The organism is Pseudomonas sp. GT1P32 (assembly GCF_054897805.1).
Genome location: NZ_CM142704.1, coordinates 3,992,999 through 4,014,133, shown reverse-complemented (window position 1 = coordinate 4,014,133; position 21,135 = coordinate 3,992,999). Strand labels below are relative to the sequence as shown.

Sequence of the window (21,135 nt, the reverse complement as noted above, 5' to 3'; positions counted from 1 at the left end):
GCGGGCTCCGCACTTCATGAGCAGAGTCCAACGTTGAAACAGTGTGCCAGTGGATCACACAACTGGCTATCGGCGAACGACCAGATACAAACCGACCGCCATCATGATTCCCGCCGGCCAGTAGGCCAGTTCGTTCAACGGCCCGGCCATGGCCAGTATTGCGCCGCCGGCCAGGTGCGCGGTACCGAGCAGGCGCAGAAACCAGTCGTCCCGGCGTCGATGCCACGGTGGCGGCTGGTCGTAAGCGTGGGGATGCGACATGCGTTCGAGCAGATCGCGCGCCATGTTGGCCAGGTGCGGCAGTTGTTCGAACTGGCTCTGCACGTTGCCGAGCAAGGCTTTGGGGCTGACGCGCTCGCGCATCCAGCGTTCGAGGAACGGCTGGGCGGTGTTCCACAGATCGAGGTCCGGGTACAGCTGACGGCCCAGGCCTTCGATGTTCAACAGGGTTTTTTGCAGCAAAACGAGTTGTGGCTGCACTTCCATGTTGAAGCGTCGAGCGGTCTGGAACAGGCGCATCAGCACCTGACCGAAGGAAATATCTTTTAACGGTTTTTCGAAGATAGGCTCGCAAACGGTACGGATCGCCGCTTCGAATTCGTTGAGTTTGGTTTCCGCCGGCACCCAACCCGAATCGATGTGCAGTTGCGCCACACGCCGGTAATCGCGTTTGAAGAACGCGAACAGGTTGCGCGCCAGGTAATCCTGGTCTTCCGGGGTCAGGCTGCCGACGATGCCGCAGTCGATCGCAATGTACTGCGGGCTCCACGGGTTGACGGTGCTGACGAAGATGTTGCCCGGGTGCATGTCGGCGTGGAAGAAACTGTCGCGGAACACCTGGGTGAAAAAGATCTCGACGCCGCGCTCGGCGAGCATTTTCATGTCGGTGCGCTGGTCGGCCAGGGTTGCGAGGTCGGTGACCTGAATGCCGTAGATGCGCTCCATCACCAGCACTTTCGGCCGGCACCAGTCCCAATAGACTTGTGGCACGTACAGCAGCGGCGAACCGTCGAAGTTACGCTTCAACTGGCTGGCGTTGGCCGCCTCGCGCAACAGGTCGAGTTCGTCGTAGATGGTTTTTTCGTAGTCGCTGACCACGTCCACCGGGTGCAGCAGACGCGCGTCGGCAGAGAGTTTTTCCGCGGCGCGGGCGAGGATGAACAACCACGCCAGGTCTTGCGCGATGATCGGTTTCAGTCCGGGGCGGATAACTTTGACAACGACTTCTTCACCGGTTTTCAACTGTGCGGCATGCACCTGCGCCACCGAAGCCGAGGCCAGCGGTTCGACGTCGAAACGGCTGAATACTTCACTGATCTTTTTGCCGAGCTGTTCTTCGATCAACTTGACCGACACTTGCGAATCGAACGGCGGCACGCGGTCCTGCAGCTTCATCAGCTCATCGGCGATGTCTTCCGGCAACAGGTCGCGGCGGGTGGACAGGATCTGCCCGAACTTGATGAAAATCGGTCCGAGGTCCTGCAGCGCCAGGCGCAATCGCGCGCCACGGCTCAGGTCCAGCGGCTTGCGCGGGAACCAGCGCCACGGCAACGCGTAGCGCAGCGCCAGCAGAAACCACGGCAGCGGCAGGGCGAACAGCAGGTCATCGAGGCGGTAGCGAATCACAACGCGCTGGATGCGCAACAAACGGCGGACGGCAAGCAGCTTCATGCGTTATCGCTTGGGTCGAGGGATCGGGAAAGGCGCTCGAAACGCGCCTCGAGACGTTCCAGATCGAGTTTGATCTGGTCCAGTTCACTGAATCGGGCTTCGGCTTCGCGCTGACCGACGAGGGTGCGCGATTCTTCGGCCAGGTATTCGCCCAGGTTCTGGCCCAGGCTGGCAAATCCTTGCTGATACCAGCGTGCGCGACTGCGCAGGTGACCGCCGACCAGTTGCGTGGCCACGGGTCCCAGCCAGCGCGAAAGTTCGTATTCCCAGTCCAGCTCCAGGTCCTGGAGGATCGCGGCCAGTTCCAGCAGCACGCCGCTGTCGCCGTCGAGTTCGACTTCAGGGGCATGCAAAACGGAGGTCTTGTCCTTGCTCATCGCCAGTTTCAACAGGCTGGAAGCCGGTGCACGCAAGGTGCAGTCGGCGCCGGTTTCCCAGTGGGTCGCCAACATCAAGCCTTCGTCGCTGGGCAGGATGAACAGTTGCAGTGCCGGGCTGCGGCAATCGACGGCAATCACCCGGCCGCTCAAATGCGCCAGCCGCGGCAGCGCCGTGCTGTCGAGACGCAGCACCCGGTTCAGGCCGAGTTCAATGCTGGCGAGCAGACCGGCCAGCAACATCAGGGTTTGATGCCACGGTGCAGGGCCACGATGCCTGCGGTCATGTTGTGGTAGGTCACGCGGTCGAAACCGGCCTCGACCATCATCGACTTTAGGGTTTCCTGGTTCGGGTGCATGCGGATCGATTCGGCCAGGTAGCGATAGCTTTCCGAGTCGTTGGTGATCAGCTTGCCCATCAACGGCATGAAGGCGAACGAGTAGGCGTCATAGGCTTTGGACATCAGCGCGTTGGTCGGCTTGGAGAATTCCAGCACCAGCAAACGGCCGCCCGGCTTGAGTACGCGCAGCATCGAGCGCAGTGCGTCTTCTTTATGCGTCACGTTGCGCAGGCCGAAAGCGATGGTCACGCAGTCGAAATGGTTGTCCGGGAACGGCAGCTTTTCAGCGTCGGCCTGAACGAATTCGACGTTGCCGGCCACACCCAGGTCCAGCAGGCGGTCACGACCGACCTTGAGCATGGATTCGTTGATGTCGGCCAACACCACCTGGCCGGTCGGGCCCACGAGGTGCGAGAATTTTTTGGTCAGGTCGCCGGTGCCGCCGGCAATGTCCAGCACGCGGTTGCCGGTGCGAACGCCCGACAGCTCGATCGCAAAACGCTTCCACAAACGGTGCATGCCGCCCGACAGGAGGTCGTTCATCAAGTCGTACTTGGCGGCTACCGAGTGGAAAACCTCAGCGACTTTTTCCGCTTTTTGGCTTTCCGGAACGTTTTTGAAACCGAAGTGCGTGGTGGGTTCGGCATCGCTGCCTTTGCGCTGATCAGTCATATCGCTGTCACCAGAAGAGAATGCGGGACATTCTAATCCCGGTGGCCTGCTTTGTCTTGGCAAGGCTGAAGGTAAGATGTAGAACCGCCGGGACGTTTTGCCGCAGGCGCGGTCAAGATGCTTCAGGAAAGTATTCATAAAGCAGGAGTCATTCGATGGCCCGTATTAGTGTTGAACGTGCCCACGGCCTGGGCAAGGAAGCGGCCCGCGAGAAGGCCGACCAGTTGGCGCAGAAACTGTCCGATCAATATGGTCTGGAGCCGCAGTGGTCCGGCGACACCCTGAACCTCAAGCGTTCCGGGGTGAAAGGCGCGGTGCATGTGGGAGAGGATTCGATCAAGGTCGATGTAGAACTTGGCCTGATGATGTCGGCCATGAGTGGCATGATCAAATCGGAAATCGAAAAGGCCCTCGATAAAGCGTTGTCCTGATTCGCACTGAATTTGTGAGTGCATTCCCTGTGGGAGCGAGCCTGCTCGCGAAGACGGAGTGTCAGTCGACATCGAAGTCGGATGATGTACCGCTATCGCGAGCAGGCTCGCTCCCACAGTTTTTTGTTGTGGTGCGCCCGAGGTTTTATGTCAGTTGTTAGGGTGCCGTTTCTAATTTTTCTCCCTACTTTGTGCATGAGCCCGACACTTTCGCGGGCAGTTCCTCAAACCTTCTGCGCGTGAGGTGCACCATGGCCAAAGTTATTTTGAAGAAAAAAATCGACGCTTCGACAACCGCTCTGAGCGACGTCAAATCCTATGCCCGCAAGATCTGGCTGGCAGGCCTGGGTGCCTACGCCAAGGTCGGCCAAGAGGGCAGCGATTACTTTCAAGAGTTGATCAAGGCTGGTCAAACTGTTGAAAAGAAAGGCAAAAAGGTAGTTGCCGAGAAACTTGAAGCAGCTAACGCCGAGATCGATGAAGCCAAGAGCGAAGTAAGCACTTTCAAAGGCAAGGTCGAAGTTCAACTCGACAAGGTCGAGAAGGCTTTTGACTCGCGTGTCGCAAGTACCTTGAATCGTATTGGCATTCCGTCTAAACATGACGTTGAGGCACTCTCTGCTAAGCTCGATGAGCTGACGGCATTGCTCGAACGCGTCGCGCGTAAATCTTAAGGAGAACGGGATGGCTGGTAAAAAGAACACCGAAAAAGAAGGCAGCTCGTGGATCGGGAAAGTCGAAGACTACTCCCGCAAAATCTGGCTTGCTGGTTTAGGCGTGTACTCGAAGATCGACACTGACGGCAGCAAGCTCTTCGATACATTGGTCAAAGACGGCGAGAAAGCCGAGAAGCTAACCAAGAGCGCTGTCGGCAAGAAAGTCGATGCCGCCAAGGACTCCGCTACCTCTGCCAAATCGCGCATCACTGGCGTGAAAGATCGTGCGCTGGGCAAGTGGGATGAGCTGGAAGGGGCTTTCGACAAGCGCCTGAACAGCGCCATTTCGCGCCTGGGTGTCCCGAGCCGTAACGAAGTGAAAGCGCTGCACAGCAAGGTCGATACCCTGACCAAGCAAATCGAAAAACTCACCGGTGCCAAGGTTGCGCCTGTTGCGGCGAAAACCGCAGCAGCCAAACCAGCGGCTAAAACCGCTGCCAAGCCACTGGTAAAAGCTGCCGCTAAACCGGCTGCAAAACCCGCCGCGAAAGCAGCGGCCAAGCCAGCTGCCAAAACGGCCGCCGCAAAACCTGCCGTAGCCAAGCCAGCGGCAAAACCGGTTGCCGCCAAAGCCGCCGCTAAACCGACTGCCAAAACTGCAGCAGCCAAGCCTGCGGCAAAACCTGCCGCCGCGAAAAAACCAGCAGTGAAAAAACCGGCAGCGCCGAAAGCTGCTGCTCCAAAACCAGCAGTGGCTGCCGCCAAACCGGCAACCCCGTCGACTCCGGTGAGCAGCTCGAACTCTGCTACCGCGCCGACCCCTGCTGTAACCCCGACTGCCGCGCCAGCTCCATCGACGCCAACCAGTCAGTCCTGATTTCAGGGCTCAAAAAAACGCCCGGCCTGCAAAGGTCGGGCGTTTTTGTTTGTGCACGATCCTGCAAACACCGCCGCCCTTGTAGGAGCAAGCTTGCTCGCGATGGCATCAACGCGGTGAAACTGAAATACCGAGGAGCCTGCATCGCGAGCAAGCTTGCTCCTACAAAAAGCTATTCGTGTTCCTCAAGATATTGGAGTGCCAACTGCTCCGTCGCCACCTTGATTGGCGGCAGCAGATGCGGCGCCACCAGCATCATGATCTGATACACCACCAGCCTCACTTCGCCCTCGCGATCCAGAATCCGCTGATAATCCAGCGAAAACAGCAGCGTCATGGTGATCTGTTCCACCAACTGCCCCAACGCCTGCGTGTCGCTGACCAACTGCCCCCGAGCCTTCAACCGCGCCAGCAATGAAGCCAGTGTGCGCTTCAGCGCATTGAGCAGGTTGCGTATCCCCTTGGCCAGTTTCGGCAGGCGCCCGGCGAGGTTCGACAGGTCCTGAAAGAGAAACCGATAGTGCGACAGGCGCTCGACGATCAGGTGCAGGAACAGCCAGTAATCTTCCGGTGCCAATTCCACATCGGACGGCGGATCGAGCAGCGGCGCAAGCTCTGCCTGGAAGCGCTCGAACAACCCGAGAATCAGCGGTTCCTTGCCGTGAAAGTGGTAGTAGAGGTTGCCCGGGCTGATGCCCATTTCGTTGGCAACTTCCATGGTGGAGACGTTCGGTTCGCCCTTCTGATTGAACAACTGCAGGGCACATTCGAGGATCCGGTCGCGGGTTTTCATCCAGTCTTCTTAATGATCATTCCAATCCAACCTCCTCCCTGTAGGAGCGAGCCTGCTCGCGATGGACGTTAACGATAGCGCGTGCTGCCTGGATGAACGCGTTGCCTAAACGTTTTTCGCGAGCAGGCTCGCTCCTACAGGGGGAAGACCGTGGTGTGTTGGGTGTCAGCGTACGCGCACGTAAGTACCGGGCGCGGCCTCCATCGGTGGATAGTTCTGGTTGCCAAGGGCCATGTGGGTTTCTTTCTGCGCGCCCGAGCGTTCCTGAATCCAGCTCAGCCATTGCGTCCACCAGCTGCCATCGACTTGCTTGGCGTCGTAATACCAGGCCCGCGGATCGCTGCTCAGTTTTGTGCTTTCGATGAAGTTGGCTTTCGGGTTGGACGGCGGGTTGAGGATGCTCTGCACATGACCGCTGTTGGACAGCACGAAGCGTCGCTCGCCCCCCAGGAGCAGCGTCGAGCGATACACCGCATCCCACGGCGTGATGTGGTCGTTGATGCCCGCCACGCTGAAGCTGTCGACGGTGACTTTCTGCAAGTCAATCGGCGTGCCGCACACTTCCAGGCCCCCCGGATGACTCAGCGGGTTGTGCTTGAAGAAGTCCAGCAGGTCGCCGTGAAAGGCGGCCGGCAGGCGTGTGTTGTCGTTGTTCCAGTAGAGGATGTCGAACGCCGGCGGCTCTTTGCCCAACAGGTAGTTGTTGACGAAGTAGCTCCAGATCAAATCGTTGGGGCGCATCCAGGCGAAGACCTTGGCCATGTCGCGACCGTCCAGCACGCCCTTCTGATAGGACCGACGCTTGGCCGCTTCCAGGGTCTGTTCGTCGGCGAACAGGGTCGCGGGACTCTCCATCTGGCTGTCGAGCAGGCTCACCAGATAGGTTGCGCTGGATACACGGCGCAGTTGCCGCTTCGCCTGCAAATGACCTTGCAGCGCGGCAATGGTCAGCCCGCCGGCGCAGGCACCCATCAGATTGACTTCCCGGGCGCCGGTGATCGCCCGGCATACATTCATCGCTTCCTCGACGGCTTCGACGTAGGTCGAAAGGCCCCATTCGCGATGGCGCACATCGGGGTTGCGCCAGCTGATCATGAAGGTTTGCAGGCCGTTTTTCAGGGCGAACTGGACGAAGCTGTTGCTCGGGCTCAGGTCAAAAATGTAGTACTTGTTGATCTGCGGCGGCACCACCAGCAGCGGTTTGGAATACTGCTTTTCGCTCATCGGCTTGTACTGGATCAGCTCCAGCAGCTCATTGCGAAACACCACGGAGCCGGTGGTGGTGGCGACCGTCTTGCCGACCTCGAAGGCCTGTTTGGTCACTTGCCTGGGCAGGCCGTCGTTGTGCAGGAAATCATCGACCAGGTGACTGATGCCACGCACCAGGCTGTTGCCGCCGGAGTTGAAGATTTCCTTGATCGCCAACGGATTGAGCAGGGTGTTGGACGGTGACACCGCGTCATTGAGCAACGCGAACGCGAAGTGGGCGCGGGCGCGATCGTCCGGGTCCATGTTGCTCTCGTCGATCCAGCTTTTGACCTGTTTCTGCCAGCTCAGGTAGGCCTGCAAACTGCGGCGATATAACGGGTTGAGGCTCCATGCGGGGTCGGCAAAGCGATTGTCGTTGGGGTTGGTCGGGTGCAGGGTTTCGCCCAGCAACACGCGCCCCAGTTGACCGCCCAGCTTCAACGCATGGCGGGCGCTGTGCACGGGGTTGCGCAAACCATGGGCGGCAACGCTGCGCAGGGTCGAAAACAGATCCCGACCACGCAGGCCGGTAATCGCACTCTGTGCGTTGATGAACGCTGCGGGAGTCGGTAAAGATTCCCTCGCTGGCTTGTCGCGCATGACTCAACACTCCTTCGTCTTCAGGCCAAATACAAACACACCGAACCAGAACACCATAGACGCTGTAACGGGTTGTTGCGCGGCGCGGCGTCCTGCCGACCGACGATAAGTCGGTTAACCGCCTGATGGCGCCGGATGCGGATGCATCACGGCGCGCTGCCGTTCTTCCTCGAGAAACTTCATGATGATCGGCGCCACGGCCTCGGCGCGGGTGATCAGGAACAGGTGCCCGTCATCGATGATGTGCAACTGGGCATTGGGAATCCGCCAGGCCAGCAAGCGCATGTTGATCAGCGGGATCAGCGGGTCATCGTCGCCGGCCAGCACCAGCGTCGGCTGGTGGATCTTGTGCAACCAGTGAATGCTGGTCCAGCCGAGCCCGGCGAACAGCTGCCAGTAATAACCGAGCTTGCCCGCCGAGCGCACCTTCGCCGCATGGCTGGCCGCCAGTGTCGGATCGCGACGGAACGAGCCGCCGTAGATCATCGGCGCAATGCGGATCACGTGCGATGGCTGGATGTAGCGCCGTGGGCTGGCCATCATCCATAGCACTTTCGGTTTGCCCGGCACCATCACCGCGCCCGCCGCCGTCGCTGCCAGCACCAGTTTCTTGCAGCGCTCGGGGTAGTCGTATGCAAACTGTTGGGCGAGGGCGCCACCCCACGACACACCGATCACGTTCACTTGCCCGTAATCGAGATAATCGAGCATGCGCGCTGTGAGTTTGGCCAGGCCCGGAAAACGATACGGACGGTTCGGCGTCGACGAACCGCCGACACCGGGCACGTCGAACGCGATGACTTCGAGGTCCGGGTCCAATGCGGCGACGAACGGAAACACCAGCTCCAGGTTGGCGCCGATGCCGTTGAAAATCAGCAAGGGCGTCAAGTGAGGCTTGCCGGGGCGTACTGCCGTGCGGAGGGTTTGGCCATCCAGGTCGACGGTACGAAAAATGAACGGTTGCGGCATGCTTCAAGCCCTGTGGGTTAATTATCCCGGTCCTCTGTAGGAGCGAAGCTTGCTCGCGAAGGCGTCAGATCAGTCGAAATCTACGTTGAATGAATGACCGCTTTCGCGAGCAAGCTTCGCTCCTACGGGGGGCGGGTGTGTCAGTTACCGTTCGTGTACGTAAGTGCCCGGTGCTGCTTCACCTTCGGGATAAGCCTTGTTGCCCAGTTTTGTCGGGGCTTTTTTCAATTCGCCCGAACGTTCCGCTTGCCAGGCTTGCCAGTGCAGCCACCAGGAATCGGTGTGCTTGGTGGAGTTTTCCTGCCACTCCTCAGCCTTCAATGGCATCTCGGCGCTCGTCATGTAGCGCGATTTCGGGTTGCCCGGCGGGTTCAGAATGCTCTGGATATGCCCGCTGCTGGACAGCACGAACTCAACCTTGCCGCCGAACAGTTGCGCCGACTTGTAGCAGGACTTCCACGGGGTGATGTGGTCGTTGGTGCCGGCCAGGGAAAAGATGTCGGCCGTGACCTGCTTCAGGTCGATCGGCGTGCCGCACACTTCCAGTGCATCCGGGCGGATCAGCGGATTGTTTTTGAACATCTCGATCAGGTCGCCGTGGAACGCGGCGGGCAACCGGGTGGTGTCATTGTTCCAGAACAGAATGTCGAACACCGGCGGCTCGTTGCCGAGCAGGTAGTTGTTGACCCAGTAGTTCCAGATCAGATCGTTGGGGCGCATCCAGGCGAACACTTTCGCCATGTCGCGGCCTTCCAGTACACCGGCCTGATAGGAATGGCGTTTGGCGGCTTCAAGCGTCTGCTCGTCGACGAACAGTGCCACGTCGCTGTCCAGGGTGGTGTCCAGCACGCTGACCAGCAGTGTCAGGGCGTTGACCTTGTTTTCGCCAATCGCCGCGTAGTGACCCAGCAACGCGGTGCAGGTGATGCCGCCGGAGCAGGCGCCGAGCATGTTCACGTCTTTACTGCCGGTGATCGCGGTGACCACATCAACCGCTTCCTTGAGCGCTTCGATGTAGGTCGACAGACCCCATTCGCGTTGCTCCTTGGTCGGGTTGCGCCAGCTGACGATGAAGGTCTGCACGTGATTGCGCAGGCAGAAACGCGCCAGGCTTTTGTCCGGGCTCAGGTCGAAAACGTAGAACTTGTTGATCTGTGGCGGCACCACCAGCAATGGACGCTCATGCACTTGCTCGGTGGTCGGCCGGTACTGGATCAGCTCCAGTACGTCGTTACGGAAAACCACCGCACCTTCGGTCACGCCCAGGCTCTTGCCGACTTCGAATGCGCCCATGTTGACCTGGCTCGGCATGCCGCCGTTGTGCACCAGATCCTTGGCCAGGTGCGAGAGGCCGTCGAGCAGGCTCTTGCCACCGGTTTCGAAGAAGCGTTTGACCGCTGCCGGGTTGGCCGCCGTGTTGGTCGGGGCCATGGCTTCGGTCATGAGGTTGATCACGAAATGCCCGCGTGCCGTATCCTTGGGCCCGAGGTTACTGTCGTCGATCCAGTCGTGGAGTTCCTTGCGCCACGCCAGGTAGGTTTGCAAATAACGTTTGTAGAGCGGGTTCTGGCTCCAGGCCGGATCGGCGAAACGACGGTCATCGCTAGTCGGTAGCAGCTCGGATTTGCCGAACAGCACGTTCTTCAGTTCAAGACCGAAATGAGCGACATGCTTCGCACTGTGAATCGGTTGTTTAATGGCCTGCCTGAGCACCATTCGAGCAGAAGCCAGTAGATCCTTTCCACGCAGCCCAACGACAGGATTAAGCCCCAAGGTGTTTTCCGAGGCTTGATACTTCAAGTCATCGTTATTCTTGTTACTCATCTACGACGCTCCATTGTCCTGAGACGAGTACCTGAGTCCAGCCGTGTAGTCACACAGCCAATGCCAGGTACTACTGCTCGGGTGACCGATAATTCTGCATCGCTGCTTTTTAGTTCAGAGAGCACTGCAGGTAACTTGCCAGCTCCATTGGTTACCCGAGTTTAATTTTTTTCGCAAGCAGGCTAATGACTGACCTTGCGGCCAAGCATTCAAACAGATGAAATTAGAAAATGCCTTCTAATGCGCAAGAGGCGCGGGTTAGAGCATCAGCTTGACGACAGATTCGTTAGGGTCGCGGGTCTTTCCGGCCGCTTTCAGTTCGGCAAGATAATCGTTCCAGAGATCCTCTTGGCGCACGCCCAACTGGTACAGATATTCCCAAGTGAACAGGCCGCTGTCGTGGCCGTCGTCGAAGGTCAATTTCAGTGCGTACTGACCGGCCGGTTCTACTTTGGTCAGGCCTACGCCGATCTTGCCAAATTGCAGGATAGGTTTGCCGTGGCCCTGGACCTCGGCGGAAGGAGAGTGCACGCGCAGGAACTCTGCGGGCAGGTGATATTCCTCGCCGGACGCGTATTTCAGCGACAGGGTTTTCGAGGCTTTGTGCAGTTTGATGTCGGTGGGGAGTTGGGTCATGACCTGATGTCCGTCAATGTGGAACTCTCGCGGTCCCTTGTAGGAGCCGGCTTGCCGGCGATGGGGACCTTGAGATCGCCATCGCCGGCAAGCCGGCTCCTACACAGGTCTCACATGACCTACAGGATATAACGGGACAGGTCTTCGTTCTGCGCCAATTCGCCGAGGTGGCTGTTGACGTAGTCGGCGTCGATCAGGATCACCTTGCCGTCGTGAGCGCTGGCCAGGTCGCCGGCGCTGAACGACACCTCTTCAAGCAGACGCTCAAGCAGCGTGTGCAGGCGACGGGCACCGATGTTCTCGGTTTTCTCGTTGACCTGCCAGGCGATCTCGGCGATGCGCTTGATGCCGTCCGGCTGGAACTCGATGGCCAGGCCTTCGGTTTTCAGCAGTGCGCAATATTGCTCGGTGAGCGATGCGTGCGGTTCGCTGAGGATGCGTTCGAAGTCTTCCGGCGTCAGCGCCTTCAGCTCGACACGAATCGGCAGACGGCCTTGCAGCTCAGGCACCAGATCGCTCGGCTTGCTCAAGTGGAACGCGCCAGAAGCGATGAACAGGATGTGGTCAGTCTTGACCATGCCCAGTTTGGTGTTGACGGTGCAGCCTTCGATCAGCGGCAACAAGTCGCGTTGCACGCCTTCACGGGACACGTCGACGCCACCGGAGTTACCGCGCTTGGCAACCTTGTCGATTTCGTCGATGAACACAATGCCGTGCTGCTCGACCGCTTCCAGCGCCTTGGCCTTCAGCTCTTCATCGTTGACCAGGCGGCTGGCTTCTTCGTCGCGGACCAGTTTCAGCGCTTCCTTGACCTTGAGCTTGCGGCTCTTGCGTTTGCCCTTGCCCATGTTGGCGAACAGGCTCTGCAACTGGTTGGTCATTTCTTCCATGCCCGGTGGCGCGGAGATATCGACGCCGGACACTTCGGCGACTTCGATTTCGATCTCCTTGTCATCCAGCTGACCTTCGCGCAGGCGCTTGCGGAACAGCTGGCGGGTGTTGGAGTCGGTCGACGGGGCGTCATCGTTGTTGAAGCCCATGCGCGCCGGTGGCAGCAGGGCGTCGAGGATGCGCTCTTCGGCGGCGTCTTCGGCACGGTGGCGAACCTTGGTCATTTCCTGTTCGCGCAGCAGTTTGATGGCGGCGTCGGCCAGGTCACGAATGATCGATTCGACGTCGCGGCCAACGTAGCCGACTTCGGTGAACTTGGTCGCTTCGACTTTGATGAACGGTGCGTTGGCCAGTTTCGCCAGGCGACGGGCGATCTCGGTTTTGCCGACACCGGTCGGACCGATCATCAGGATGTTCTTCGGCGTTACTTCAACGCGCAGCTCTTCCGGCAGTTGCATCCGGCGCCAGCGGTTACGCAGAGCGATGGCGACGGCGCGTTTGGCATCGTCCTGGCCGATGATATGGCGGTTGAGTTCGTGGACGATTTCACGGGGAGTCATGGACATAGTAATTGGCGGTCCTCAAGCAAAAGTGAGCCGTGGCGCTAAGGCCGGAACAGGCTTACTCGGCGAGGTCCTGCTCCTCAATGGTGAAGGTGTGGTTGGTGAATACGCAGATGTCGCCGGCGATGCCGAGCGCGGTTTCGACGATTTCGCGGGCTGACAGATCGGTTTTCTTCAGCAGCGCGCTGGCAGCAGCCTGTGCGTAACCGCCACCGGAACCCATGGCGATCAGGCCTTCTTCGGGTTCGACCACGTCGCCGTTGCCGGTGATGATCAGGGACGCGTCTTTGTTGGCGACCGCGAGCATGGCTTCGAGGCGGCTGAGGGAGCGGTCGGTGCGCCATTCTTTGGCAAGTTCGACGGCGGCACGAACCAGATGGCCCTGATGTTTCTCGAGCTGGCCTTCGAAACGCTCGAAGAGGGTGAAGGCGTCAGCGGTGGCCCCGGCAAAACCGGCGATCACCTGGCCGTGGTACAGGCGACGAACTTTCTTCGCATTGCCTTTCATCACGGTATTACCGAGAGAAACCTGGCCGTCGCCGCCCATGACGACTTTGCCGTGGCGGCGAACTGAAACGATGGTGGTCAAGGGAGAGTCTCCACGCAGCGGGGCGAAAATGCCTTATGCAAACTCATATGGGGGTGGTGGAGCGTTTTTCAACTGCGGGGCGGGAGAGGGGACGAGTGGTGTTGCGCGGGGGAATGTGTGTTGTCTGGTCTGACGCCTTCGCGGGCAAGCCTCGCTCCTACAGGTAATGCACCGTTCACAAATACGGCGAACGGTGCATTTTACGGCGTTCGCAATATCGCAAACGCCCCGTTACCTGTAGGAGCGAGGCTTGCCCGCGAAGAACGATAACGCGGTCTTGCGGACGGGATCAGCGGTTCTGGCGTTGTTGTAACAACAGGTTGCTGAACCCGGCGCCGGACAGTTGTTTCTGCGCGGTGGTCAGTTGTTCGCGGTTGCTGAACGGCCCGACCAACACCCGATACCAGGTCTCGTCCTTCACCGTGCCGGACTCAACCGCCACAGCCTGACCGAGCAGGATGATCTGCGCGCGCACCTTGTCTGCATCAGCCTCCTTGCGGAACGAACCGGCCTGCAGGAAGAACTTGGTCACCGGTGCCGCCTTGGCCACGGGTGGCGGTGGCGGCGGGGTGATGCCAGCCAATGCCGCTTGAGCCCGCGCCGTGTCGATCTTCGCCGCTTCTGCCGGGGTTACCGGCGTGGTCGGTACAGCCGGCGTCGGCGGGGTTTTCTCCGGCACGGCATCCGGCGGCACGATAACTTCCGATTCCGGCAGCAAGGTGTAGAAGTCGTACTTCGGCTTCACCGGTTGCGTCGGGCTCGGCGGGGTCTTGTTGGCCTCGGCGACCTTGGTGGCTTTCTGCTGCTCGATCTTCTCGCGCTTGACGCTGTCGCTGCCCTTGCCCGGTTCCAGCTTCATCAGGAACACAATGAACGCGCCGACCGTCAGGCCGATGGCCATCCACAGCCAGCCCGGGATCGGTTGCTTTGCAGGAGCTTGGTAACGGCTGGCGCCACGCTTGGGTGCAGGTTTTTTCTTGGCAGCCAACTTACATACGCTCCAGAGTTTCCAGACCCAAGAGTTCCAGGCCTTGCTTGAGAGTGCGACCGGTCAGCGCGGCAAGACGCAGGCGGCTTTGCATTTGCGCCGGGGTTTCGGCGCTGAGGATCGGGCAGTTCTCGTAGAAACTGGAGAACAGGCCGGCAACGTCGTACAGGTAGGTGCAGAGGATGTGCGGCGTGCCTTTCTCGGACACGTTGTTCAGGATTTCGCCGAATTGCGCGAGTTTGGCCGCCAGCTCATGTTCATGCGCGGCTTCCAGGACGATCTGGCCTTCGACTTCGCTGAAGTCCTTGCCGAGCTTGCGGAACACGCCCGCCACGCGGGTGTACGCGTACAGCAGGTACGGCGCGGTGTTGCCTTCGAAGTTCAGCATCAGGTCGAAGTTGAAGCTGTAGTCGCTGGTACGGTGCTTGGACAGGTCGGCGTATTTCACTGCGCCGATGCCCACGACCTTGGCGATGTTGCGCAGCTCGTCTTCGGCCAGCTCCGGGTTTTTCTCTTTGACCAGGTTGTAGGCGCGCTCCTGGGCTTCGGTCAGCAGGTCGATCAGCTTCACGGTGCCGCCGTCGCGGGTCTTGAACGGACGGCCATCGGCGCCGTTCATGGTGCCGAAGCCCATGTGTTCCATTTCCATCGGGTGCGTCACGAAGCCGGCCTTGCGGGCGACAGCGAACACTTGCTGGAAGTGCAGGGCCTGGCGCTGGTCGACAAAGTACAGCGCGCGATCAGCCTTCAGTTTGCCACTGCGATAACGCACGGCCGCCAGGTCGGTGGTGGCGTAGAGGTAGCCGCCGTCCGCCTTGACGATGATCACCGGCAGCGGGTCGCCGTCAGCGTTCTTGAACTCGTCGAGGAACACGCACTGCGCGCCATTACTCTCGACCAGCATGCCCGCAGCCTTGAGGTCGTTGACCACGTTGATCAGGTCGTCGTTGTAGGCGCTTTCGCCCATCACGTCGGCCATGGTCAGTTTGACGTTCAGCAGTTCGTAGATTTTCTGGCAGTGCGACAGCGAGATGTCCTTGAACTTGGTCCACAGCGCCAGGCAATCCGGGTCGCCGGCTTGCAGCTTGACCACCAGGCCACGGGCGCGGTCGGCGAACTCTTCGGATTCGTCAAAGCGTCCCTTGGCGGCGCGGTAGAAGTTTTCCAGGTCCGACAGCTCGTCGCTGGTGATCGGGTTTTCTTGCAGGTACGCCATCAGCATGCCGAACTGGGTGCCCCAGTCGCCCACGTGGTTCTGACGGATCACTTCGTCGCCGAGGAACTCCAGCACGCGAGCCACGCCGTCGCCGATGATGGTCGAACGCAAGTGGCCGACGTGCATCTCCTTGGCGAGGTTGGGTGCCGACAGGTCGACCACGGTGCGTTGCGCCGGGCCGGCCTTGCGCACGCCGATGTGCTCGTCGGCCAGTGCGGCGTCGAGGCGGGTGGCCAGGGCGTCGGTGTTCTGGAAGAAATTCAGAAAGCCAGGACCGGCGATTTCGGTCTTGGTGACGTTTTCGTCAGCCGGCAGCGCGGCGATGATTTTCTCGGCCAGATCGCGCGGCTTCATGCCGGCCGGCTTGGCCAGCATCATGGCGATGTTGCTGGCGAAGTCGCCGTTCTTCTTGTCACGGGAGTTTTCCACCTGGATCGCCGGCGTCAGGCCTTCAGGCAACACACCTTCGTTGACGAGTTGGGTGATGGCTTGTTGGATCAACTGGCGAATGGTGTCTTTCATGGTCTTCTCTTTCGACCGCAAGCGCGGCGGCGCTTCGATGCGCTGGTGGAAAAACTGGGCATTATCCGTTGCGAAGGCGGGCTTGCCAACTATAGCGGGCAGGTTGTGGATATGTGGTGACAAATAGACCGCCTTCGCGGGCAAGTCGGATCGCCGCACCGCTCGCTCCTACAGAGGCCAAGCGCATACCTGTAGGAGCGAGGCTTGCCCGCGAAGGCAATATTGAAATCAATACAAATCGACCGGGTCGACATCCAGAGACCAACGCACCGCCCGCCCACTCGGCATCTGCTCCAGCACCAGCAACCAACTGGCCAGCAACCGGTGCAGCGGCGCCCGAGCCGTCGCCTGCAACAACAATTGCGCGCGATAACGCCCGGCCCGACGTTCCATCGGAGCGGGCACCGGCCCGAGCAATTCGATCCCGGTCAGGTTCTGTTCGGCTAGTAAACGCTCGGCCTCGTTGCACGCCTCGTCGAGAAACCCTTCCGCCTGCCCCGGTTTGTGCGCTTCGGCCCGCAGCAGCGCCAAATGCGCAAACGGCGGCAAACCGGCGGCGCGTCGTTCGCTCAGCGCCTGCTCGGCGAACGCGAAGTAGCCCTGTTCGGTCAGTTGCACCAGCAGCGGATGGTCCGCCAGATGGGTCTGGATAATCACTTTGCCCGGCTCTTCGGCCCGCCCCGCGCGGCCGGCGACCTGCACGATCAGTTGCGCCATGCGCTCACTGGCGCGGAAGTCGCCGGAGAACAATCCGCCGTCGGCATCGAGAATCGACACCAGCGTCACCCGGGGAAAGTGATGCCCTTTGGCAAGCATTTGCGTGCCCACCAAAATGCACGGGTGACCCTTCTGAATGGTCGCGAACAGCTGATTCATCGCGTCCTTGCGCGACGTGCTGTCGCGGTCGACTCGCAGCACCGGAACATCCGGGAACAAAATGGCCAGGCGTTCTTCGGCGCGCTCGGTGCCGGCGCCCACCGGTCGCAAATCCACTTTGCCGCACTTCGGGCAGTGCCGGGGCACGCGTTCGACGTAGCCGCAATGGTGGCAGCGCAGTTCGCCGGAGCGCTGGTGCACGGTCATTCGCGCATCGCAGCGCTGGCATTCGGACATCCAGCCGCAGTCGTGGCACAGCAGCGTCGGGGCGAAACCTCGACGGTTGAGGAACACCAATACTTGCTGGCCGGCCGCGAGTGTCTGACCGATGGCTTGGTGCATCGGCCCGGAAATGCCGCTGTCGAGTGGGCGACTTTTCACATCCAGGCGCAGGAAGCGCGGCTGCTTGGCGCCGCCAGCACGCTCATTGAGGCGTAGGAGGCCGTAACGCCCGGTGTAGGCGTTGTGCAGGCTTTCCAGCGAAGGCGTGGCGGAACCGAGCACGATCGGGATGTTTTCCTGCCGTGCGCGCACCAATGCCAGGTCTCGGGCGTGATAGCGCAGGCCTTCCTGCTGTTTATAAGAGCCGTCGTGCTCTTCGTCGATGATGATCAGGCCGGGATTTTTCATCGGCGTGAACAGCGCCGAACGGGTGCCGATAATAATGTCGGCGTCGCCATCACGCGCGGCGAGCCAGGCTTCGAGGCGCTCGCGATCGTTGACCGCCGAGTGGATCAGCGCAATCCGCGCATTGAACCGTTGTTCGAAGCGCGCCAGGGTTTGCGGGCCGAGGTTGATCTCCGGGATCAACACCAGTGCTTGCTTGCCGGCTTCGAGGGTTTCGCGGATCAACTGCAAATAGACTTCGGTCTTGCCGCTGCCGGTGACCCCGGCCAGCAGGAACGCGTGATAACTGTCGAACCCGGCGCGAATTGCTTCATAGGCGGCGCGTTGTTCAGGGTTGAGCGGTAATTCGGGTTGCGCCAGCCAATGCTCGTGACGGGCGCCGGGGGCGTGCTTGCGGATCTCCACTTGCACCAGATCCTTGGCCAGCAGCAGATCCAGGCTGTCCTTGCTCAGCATCAACTTGCTCAGCAATTGATGGGCGACACCATGAGGATGCTGCGCCAGGGTCGCCAACGCCTCGCGCTGACGCGGGGCCCGGGCGATGCGCGGGTCATCGAGGCTGGCGCCAGGCGCGGCGGACCAGAAACGTTCCTGGCGCGCTTCGGCCAGCTCGCCTTGACGCAACAGCACCGGCAGCGCCCAGCTCAAGGTGTCGCCGAGGCTGTGCTGATAATACTGAGAGGTCCACAGGCACAGCTTGAACAGCGCTGGCGGCAAGGGCGGCGTGGCGTCGAGCAGGGCCAGGGCCGGTTTGAGCTTTTCTGCTGGCACTTCGCTGGTGTCGGTGACCTCTACCAGAATCCCGATCATCTCCCTTCGGCCGAAAGGCACGCGCAGGCGCATGCCCGGTTGCAACTGGGCGCGCAGGACACCGGCCGGGGCACGGTAATCGAACAGGCGGCGCAGGGGCGAAGGCAGGGCGAGGCGCAAAATGGCGTCGGGCACGCGGGGGGGTCTCGATCAACAAACAATAGGGGGCGTGACATATAACCTGTGGGAGTGAGCCTGCTCGCGATAGCAATCTTGCAGTCAACATTGCGGCGACTGGCAGACCGCTATCGCGAGCAGGCTCACTCCTACAGGGGATCGCGTATTGGGTCGGGAGCCTAGCAGACGGTCGGTCTAAGCGACAGCTTGCGTGATTGAGATTGTCTGGTAGAATCCGCGGCCTAATTACGTGCGGTATTCAACAATAGTGTTGGGTGGCGGCACGCAGCCCGAGGAAGACACCATGAAAGCTGATATCCATCCAGAATACCCAGCCATTGCTGTTACTTGCAGCTGTGGCAACAAGTTCGAAACCCGTTCGACCTTCGGCAAAGCCCTGGCGATCGACGTTTGCAACGAGTGCCACCCGTTCTACACCGGTAAGCAAAAGACTCTGGACACTGGCGGCCGCGTTCAGCGCTTCGCAGACCGTTTCGGTGCTTTCGGCAAGAAACCTGCTCCAGCAGCAGAGTAAGGTTCGAAAGCCCCATGGGCTTTTCCTTGCTAATAAAAAGGCGTCCCTTGCGGGCGCCTTTTTTGTGTCTGCGATTTGGCTGTCCGGCGCCCAGGCCTTCTGTCCAGTGCCAAGTGGCCTGACGCAAGTCGCGGTGCAGCGCGTGGTCGATGGCGACACGCTGCGCCTGAGCGATGGACGCAGTGTGCGCATGATCGGCCTGAACACGCCTGAGCTGGGCAAGCAGGGCCGTTCCGACGAGCCCTTCGCCGTGGCAGCGCGCAAGCGACTGGAAGCCTTGGTCGCCGCCAGCGGCGGGCGGGTCGGTGTGCTGCCGGGTAAAGAGAGCAAGGATCACTACGGTCGTACCCTTGCGCATCTTTATGGTGCCGATGGCGCCAACCTCGAAGCGCAGATGCTCGCAGAAGGGCTCGGTTTCCAGGTGGCGGTCGCCCCGAATGTTGATCTGGTGGCCTGTCAGCAAGCAGCGGAACGCAGTGCGCGGCAAGCCGGGCTCGGTGTGTGGCGCCAGTCGCCTGTACTGAAAGCGGAGCAGATCAACACGTCCGGCTTCGCGGTGGTCAGTGGGCGTGTGAGCAAGGTTCAGCGCAATCGCGGTGGTGTTTGGATCGAGTTGCAGGATTCTCTTGTACTGCGTGTTGCGCCCAATGTGCTGGGGCAATTTGATGGTGCGGCGCTGGAGCGCCTGAAAGGCAAGCAGGTCGAGGCCCGTGGCTGGATCGTGGACCGTTCGCGCCGTGGCGGATTGCAAGCGGGGCAAGCGCGCTGGCTCCTTCCATTGACCGATCCGGCGATGTTGCAAGCGGCGCCTTGATAAAAAAATTGTAGACATTTTTACTGTTGATTGTGAACAGTCTATCCCTTGTGTTCCGTGGCTCTTGGCCCAAAGTCGTAGGGCGGGGCGCTTGACAGGGGTGACTGGTCAGTCTTGTGGGGACTTTGCGAGGCGCGTATCCTCGCTGACCAGTCTGTCCAACAGTAAAAGCGGAATGCCCCCATGTCTGATCTGAAAACTGCCGCTCTCGAATATCACGCCCATCCTCGTCCAGGTAAGCTGAGTGTCGAGCTCACCAAGGCCACCGCTACCGCCCGCGACCTGTCGCTGGCCTACAGCCCCGGCGTAGCCGAACCAGTACGCGAAATCGCCCGCGATCCTGAACTGGCCTACAAATACACCGGTAAAGGCAACCTGGTTGCAGTCATTTCCGATGGCACCGCGATTCTGGGCCTGGGTAACCTCGGCCCATTGGCTTCCAAGCCAGTGATGGAAGGTAAGGGCGTGCTGTTCAAGCGCTTCGCCGGCATCGACGTTTTCGACATCGAAGTCGACTCCGAAAGCCCGCAAGCCTTCATCGACACCGTCAAGCGCATCTCCATCACCTTCGGTGGCATCAACCTGGAAGACATCAAGGCGCCTGAGTGCTTTGAGATCGAACGCGCTCTGATCGAGCAGTGCGACATTCCGGTATTCCACGATGACCAGCACGGCACCGCAATCGTGACCGCCGCCGGCATGATCAACGCCCTGGAAATCGCTGGTAAAACTCTCGCCGACGCCAAGATCGTCTGCCTGGGTGCCGGTGCGGCCGCCATCTCCTGCATGAAATTGCTGGTGAGCATGGGCGCCAACATCGAAAACATCTACATGGTTGACCGTACCGGCGTGATCCACTCCGGCCGTGACGACCTGAACCAGTACAAGGCTGTCTTCGCTCACGCGACCGACAAGCGCACCCTGGCTGACGCCCTGCAAGGCGCAGACGTGTTCGTCGGCCTGTCCGGTCCGAACCTGCTGAGCGCTGAAGGCCTGCTGTCCATGGCGGCCAACCCGATCGTGTTCGCGTGCTCGAACCCGGATCCGGAAATCTCCCCGGAACTGGCACACGCCACCCGTAACGACGTGATCATGGCGACCGGCCGTTCGGACTACCCGAACCAGGTCAACAACGTACTGGGCTTCCCGTTCATCTTCCGTGGCGCCCTGGACGTTCGCGCCAAGCGCATCAACGAAGAAATGAAAGTGGCAGCAGCCAACGCCCTGCGTGAACTGGCCAAGCTGCCGGTTCCTCAGGAAGTGTGCGACGCCTACGGCGGCATCAAACTGGAATTCGGTCGTGAGTACATCATTCCGAAACCAATGGACAAGCGTCTGATCACCCTGATCTCCGATGCCGTGGCCAAGGCTGCAATCGAGACCGGCGTGGCAACCCTGCCGTATCCGAAGAACTACCCGCTGAAAAGCGTGGATGATGTGTTCAACGGCTAAGCCGTTGTAGCGCTTCAACCGAAGCCCCGGCTCTTGTGAG

General features: G+C 60.3%; 19 protein-coding genes. 6 read left to right on the top strand and 13 right to left on the bottom strand.

The genetic code is table 11. From position 1 onward, the window contains the following. Positions 1-66 precede the first annotated feature (66 nt). The 3 genes from ubiB to ubiE are packed head-to-tail and all read right to left on the bottom strand — an operon-like array spanning position 67 to position 3,061. Positions 67-1,671, bottom strand: coding sequence for a ubiquinone biosynthesis regulatory protein kinase UbiB (gene ubiB / locus ACYZUC_RS18310; protein WP_461989584.1), 1,605 nt, complete (start codon positions 1,669-1,671; stop codon positions 67-69). Then, a complete protein-coding gene (locus ACYZUC_RS18305; protein WP_008025228.1) occupies positions 1,668-2,291 on the bottom strand; it encodes a ubiquinone biosynthesis accessory factor UbiJ in 624 nt (207 codons plus the stop codon). The genes ubiB and ACYZUC_RS18305 overlap by 4 nt, the downstream gene beginning before the upstream one ends. Next, positions 2,291-3,061, bottom strand: a complete 771-nt coding sequence (gene ubiE, locus ACYZUC_RS18300; protein WP_007948968.1) for a bifunctional demethylmenaquinone methyltransferase/2-methoxy-6-polyprenyl-1,4-benzoquinol methylase UbiE — start codon at positions 3,059-3,061, stop codon at positions 2,291-2,293. Before ubiE ends, ACYZUC_RS18305 begins: the two co-directional genes overlap by 1 nt. 155 nt (positions 3,062-3,216) lie before the next feature. Between ubiE and ACYZUC_RS18295 the strand changes: the two genes are divergently transcribed. From ACYZUC_RS18295 to ACYZUC_RS18285, 3 genes are all read left to right on the top strand, one after another. Then, entirely contained in the window at positions 3,217-3,492 is a 276-nt protein-coding gene (locus tag ACYZUC_RS18295; RefSeq protein WP_461989583.1) for a polyhydroxyalkanoic acid system family protein, read from the top strand. Positions 3,493-3,743: 251 nt separating this feature from the next. After that, entirely contained in the window at positions 3,744-4,166 is a 423-nt protein-coding gene (locus tag ACYZUC_RS18290) for a phasin family protein (RefSeq protein WP_008025226.1), read from the top strand. A 10-nt stretch (positions 4,167-4,176) separates the two neighbouring features. After that, the gene (locus tag ACYZUC_RS18285; RefSeq protein ID WP_461989582.1) at positions 4,177-5,025 is read left to right on the top strand and encodes a phasin family protein; all 849 of its coding nucleotides are present in this window, start codon (positions 4,177-4,179) and stop codon (positions 5,023-5,025) included. A gap of 172 nt (positions 5,026-5,197) precedes the next feature. Here the strand turns inward: ACYZUC_RS18285 and ACYZUC_RS18280 are convergent, their stop codons facing one another. The 10 genes from ACYZUC_RS18280 to ACYZUC_RS18235 all read right to left on the bottom strand — a co-directional run bounded on the left by ACYZUC_RS18280 (position 5,198) and on the right by ACYZUC_RS18235 (position 18,312). Next, positions 5,198-5,818 carry a TetR/AcrR family transcriptional regulator gene (locus tag ACYZUC_RS18280; protein ID WP_461989581.1) on the bottom strand — a complete coding sequence of 207 codons (621 nt, stop codon included), beginning with the start codon at positions 5,816-5,818 and terminating at the stop codon, positions 5,198-5,200. Between the two features lie 165 nt (positions 5,819-5,983). Further along, entirely contained in the window at positions 5,984-7,666 is a 1,683-nt protein-coding gene (gene phaC / locus ACYZUC_RS18275; protein WP_461989580.1) for a class II poly(R)-hydroxyalkanoic acid synthase, read from the bottom strand. A gap of 114 nt (positions 7,667-7,780) precedes the next feature. Further along, positions 7,781-8,635 (bottom strand): poly(3-hydroxyalkanoate) depolymerase, encoded by an 855-nt coding sequence (gene phaZ / locus ACYZUC_RS18270; protein ID WP_008025220.1) that lies wholly within the window; start codon positions 8,633-8,635, stop codon positions 7,781-7,783. 144 nt (positions 8,636-8,779) lie between these two features. Further along, a complete protein-coding gene (gene phaC / locus ACYZUC_RS18265) occupies positions 8,780-10,459 on the bottom strand; it encodes a class II poly(R)-hydroxyalkanoic acid synthase (RefSeq protein ID WP_461989579.1) in 1,680 nt (559 codons plus the stop codon). Positions 10,460-10,717: 258 nt separating this feature from the next. Then, the gene (locus ACYZUC_RS18260) at positions 10,718-11,095 is read right to left on the bottom strand and encodes a gamma-butyrobetaine hydroxylase family protein (RefSeq protein WP_461989578.1); all 378 of its coding nucleotides are present in this window, start codon (positions 11,093-11,095) and stop codon (positions 10,718-10,720) included. Between the two features lie 119 nt (positions 11,096-11,214). Next, positions 11,215-12,552 carry an ATP-dependent protease ATPase subunit HslU gene (gene hslU, locus ACYZUC_RS18255; protein WP_461989577.1) on the bottom strand — a complete coding sequence of 446 codons (1,338 nt, stop codon included), beginning with the start codon at positions 12,550-12,552 and terminating at the stop codon, positions 11,215-11,217. Positions 12,553-12,607: 55 nt separating this feature from the next. Beyond that, entirely contained in the window at positions 12,608-13,138 is a 531-nt protein-coding gene (gene hslV / locus ACYZUC_RS18250; protein ID WP_007899242.1) for an ATP-dependent protease subunit HslV, read from the bottom strand. A gap of 289 nt (positions 13,139-13,427) precedes the next feature. Then, positions 13,428-14,126 (bottom strand): SPOR domain-containing protein, encoded by a 699-nt coding sequence (locus ACYZUC_RS18245; RefSeq protein ID WP_461989576.1) that lies wholly within the window; start codon positions 14,124-14,126, stop codon positions 13,428-13,430. A gap of 1 nt (position 14,127) precedes the next feature. Beyond that, a complete protein-coding gene (gene argS, locus ACYZUC_RS18240) occupies positions 14,128-15,864 on the bottom strand; it encodes an arginine--tRNA ligase (protein ID WP_032832667.1) in 1,737 nt (578 codons plus the stop codon). 228 nt (positions 15,865-16,092) lie between these two features. Further along, positions 16,093-18,312 (bottom strand): primosomal protein N', encoded by a 2,220-nt coding sequence (locus tag ACYZUC_RS18235; protein ID WP_461989575.1) that lies wholly within the window; start codon positions 18,310-18,312, stop codon positions 16,093-16,095. 286 nt (positions 18,313-18,598) lie between these two features. On the opposite strand from ACYZUC_RS18235, the gene rpmE reads away from it, so the two are divergent. The 3 genes from rpmE (at position 18,599) to ACYZUC_RS18220 (ending at position 21,095) form a co-directional block, all read left to right on the top strand. Continuing rightward, the gene (gene rpmE / locus ACYZUC_RS18230) at positions 18,599-18,829 is read left to right on the top strand and encodes a 50S ribosomal protein L31 (protein ID WP_461989574.1); all 231 of its coding nucleotides are present in this window, start codon (positions 18,599-18,601) and stop codon (positions 18,827-18,829) included. Between the two features lie 64 nt (positions 18,830-18,893). Further along, positions 18,894-19,643, top strand: coding sequence for a thermonuclease family protein (locus ACYZUC_RS18225; protein ID WP_461989573.1), 750 nt, complete (start codon positions 18,894-18,896; stop codon positions 19,641-19,643). A gap of 183 nt (positions 19,644-19,826) precedes the next feature. Then, positions 19,827-21,095, top strand: a complete 1,269-nt coding sequence (locus ACYZUC_RS18220; RefSeq protein ID WP_008025204.1) for a malic enzyme-like NAD(P)-binding protein — start codon at positions 19,827-19,829, stop codon at positions 21,093-21,095. Positions 21,096-21,135: the final 40 nt, after the last annotated feature.

Coding starts and splice junctions, on each gene's coding strand:
- ACYZUC_RS18260 (WP_461989578.1), bottom strand. CDS start 11,095: ATGACCCAACTCCCCACCGACATCAAACTGCACAAAGCCTCGAAAACC.
- ubiB (WP_461989584.1), bottom strand. CDS start 1,671: ATGAAGCTGCTTGCCGTCCGCCGTTTGTTGCGCATCCAGCGCGTTGTG.
- ubiE (WP_007948968.1), bottom strand. CDS start 3,061: ATGACTGATCAGCGCAAAGGCAGCGATGCCGAACCCACCACGCACTTC.
- hslU (WP_461989577.1), bottom strand. CDS start 12,552: ATGTCCATGACTCCCCGTGAAATCGTCCACGAACTCAACCGCCATATC.
- ACYZUC_RS18290 (WP_008025226.1), top strand. CDS start 3,744: ATGGCCAAAGTTATTTTGAAGAAAAAAATCGACGCTTCGACAACCGCT.
- argS (WP_032832667.1), bottom strand. CDS start 15,864: ATGAAAGACACCATTCGCCAGTTGATCCAACAAGCCATCACCCAACTC.
- ACYZUC_RS18305 (WP_008025228.1), bottom strand. CDS start 2,291: ATGTTGCTGGCCGGTCTGCTCGCCAGCATTGAACTCGGCCTGAACCGG.
- phaZ (WP_008025220.1), bottom strand. CDS start 8,635: ATGCCGCAACCGTTCATTTTTCGTACCGTCGACCTGGATGGCCAAACC.
- phaC (WP_461989580.1), bottom strand. CDS start 7,666: ATGCGCGACAAGCCAGCGAGGGAATCTTTACCGACTCCCGCAGCGTTC.
- rpmE (WP_461989574.1), top strand. CDS start 18,599: ATGAAAGCTGATATCCATCCAGAATACCCAGCCATTGCTGTTACTTGC.
- ACYZUC_RS18285 (WP_461989582.1), top strand. CDS start 4,177: ATGGCTGGTAAAAAGAACACCGAAAAAGAAGGCAGCTCGTGGATCGGG.
- phaC (WP_461989579.1), bottom strand. CDS start 10,459: ATGAGTAACAAGAATAACGATGACTTGAAGTATCAAGCCTCGGAAAAC.
- ACYZUC_RS18295 (WP_461989583.1), top strand. CDS start 3,217: ATGGCCCGTATTAGTGTTGAACGTGCCCACGGCCTGGGCAAGGAAGCG.
- ACYZUC_RS18280 (WP_461989581.1), bottom strand. CDS start 5,818: ATGAAAACCCGCGACCGGATCCTCGAATGTGCCCTGCAGTTGTTCAAT.
- ACYZUC_RS18220 (WP_008025204.1), top strand. CDS start 19,827: ATGTCTGATCTGAAAACTGCCGCTCTCGAATATCACGCCCATCCTCGT.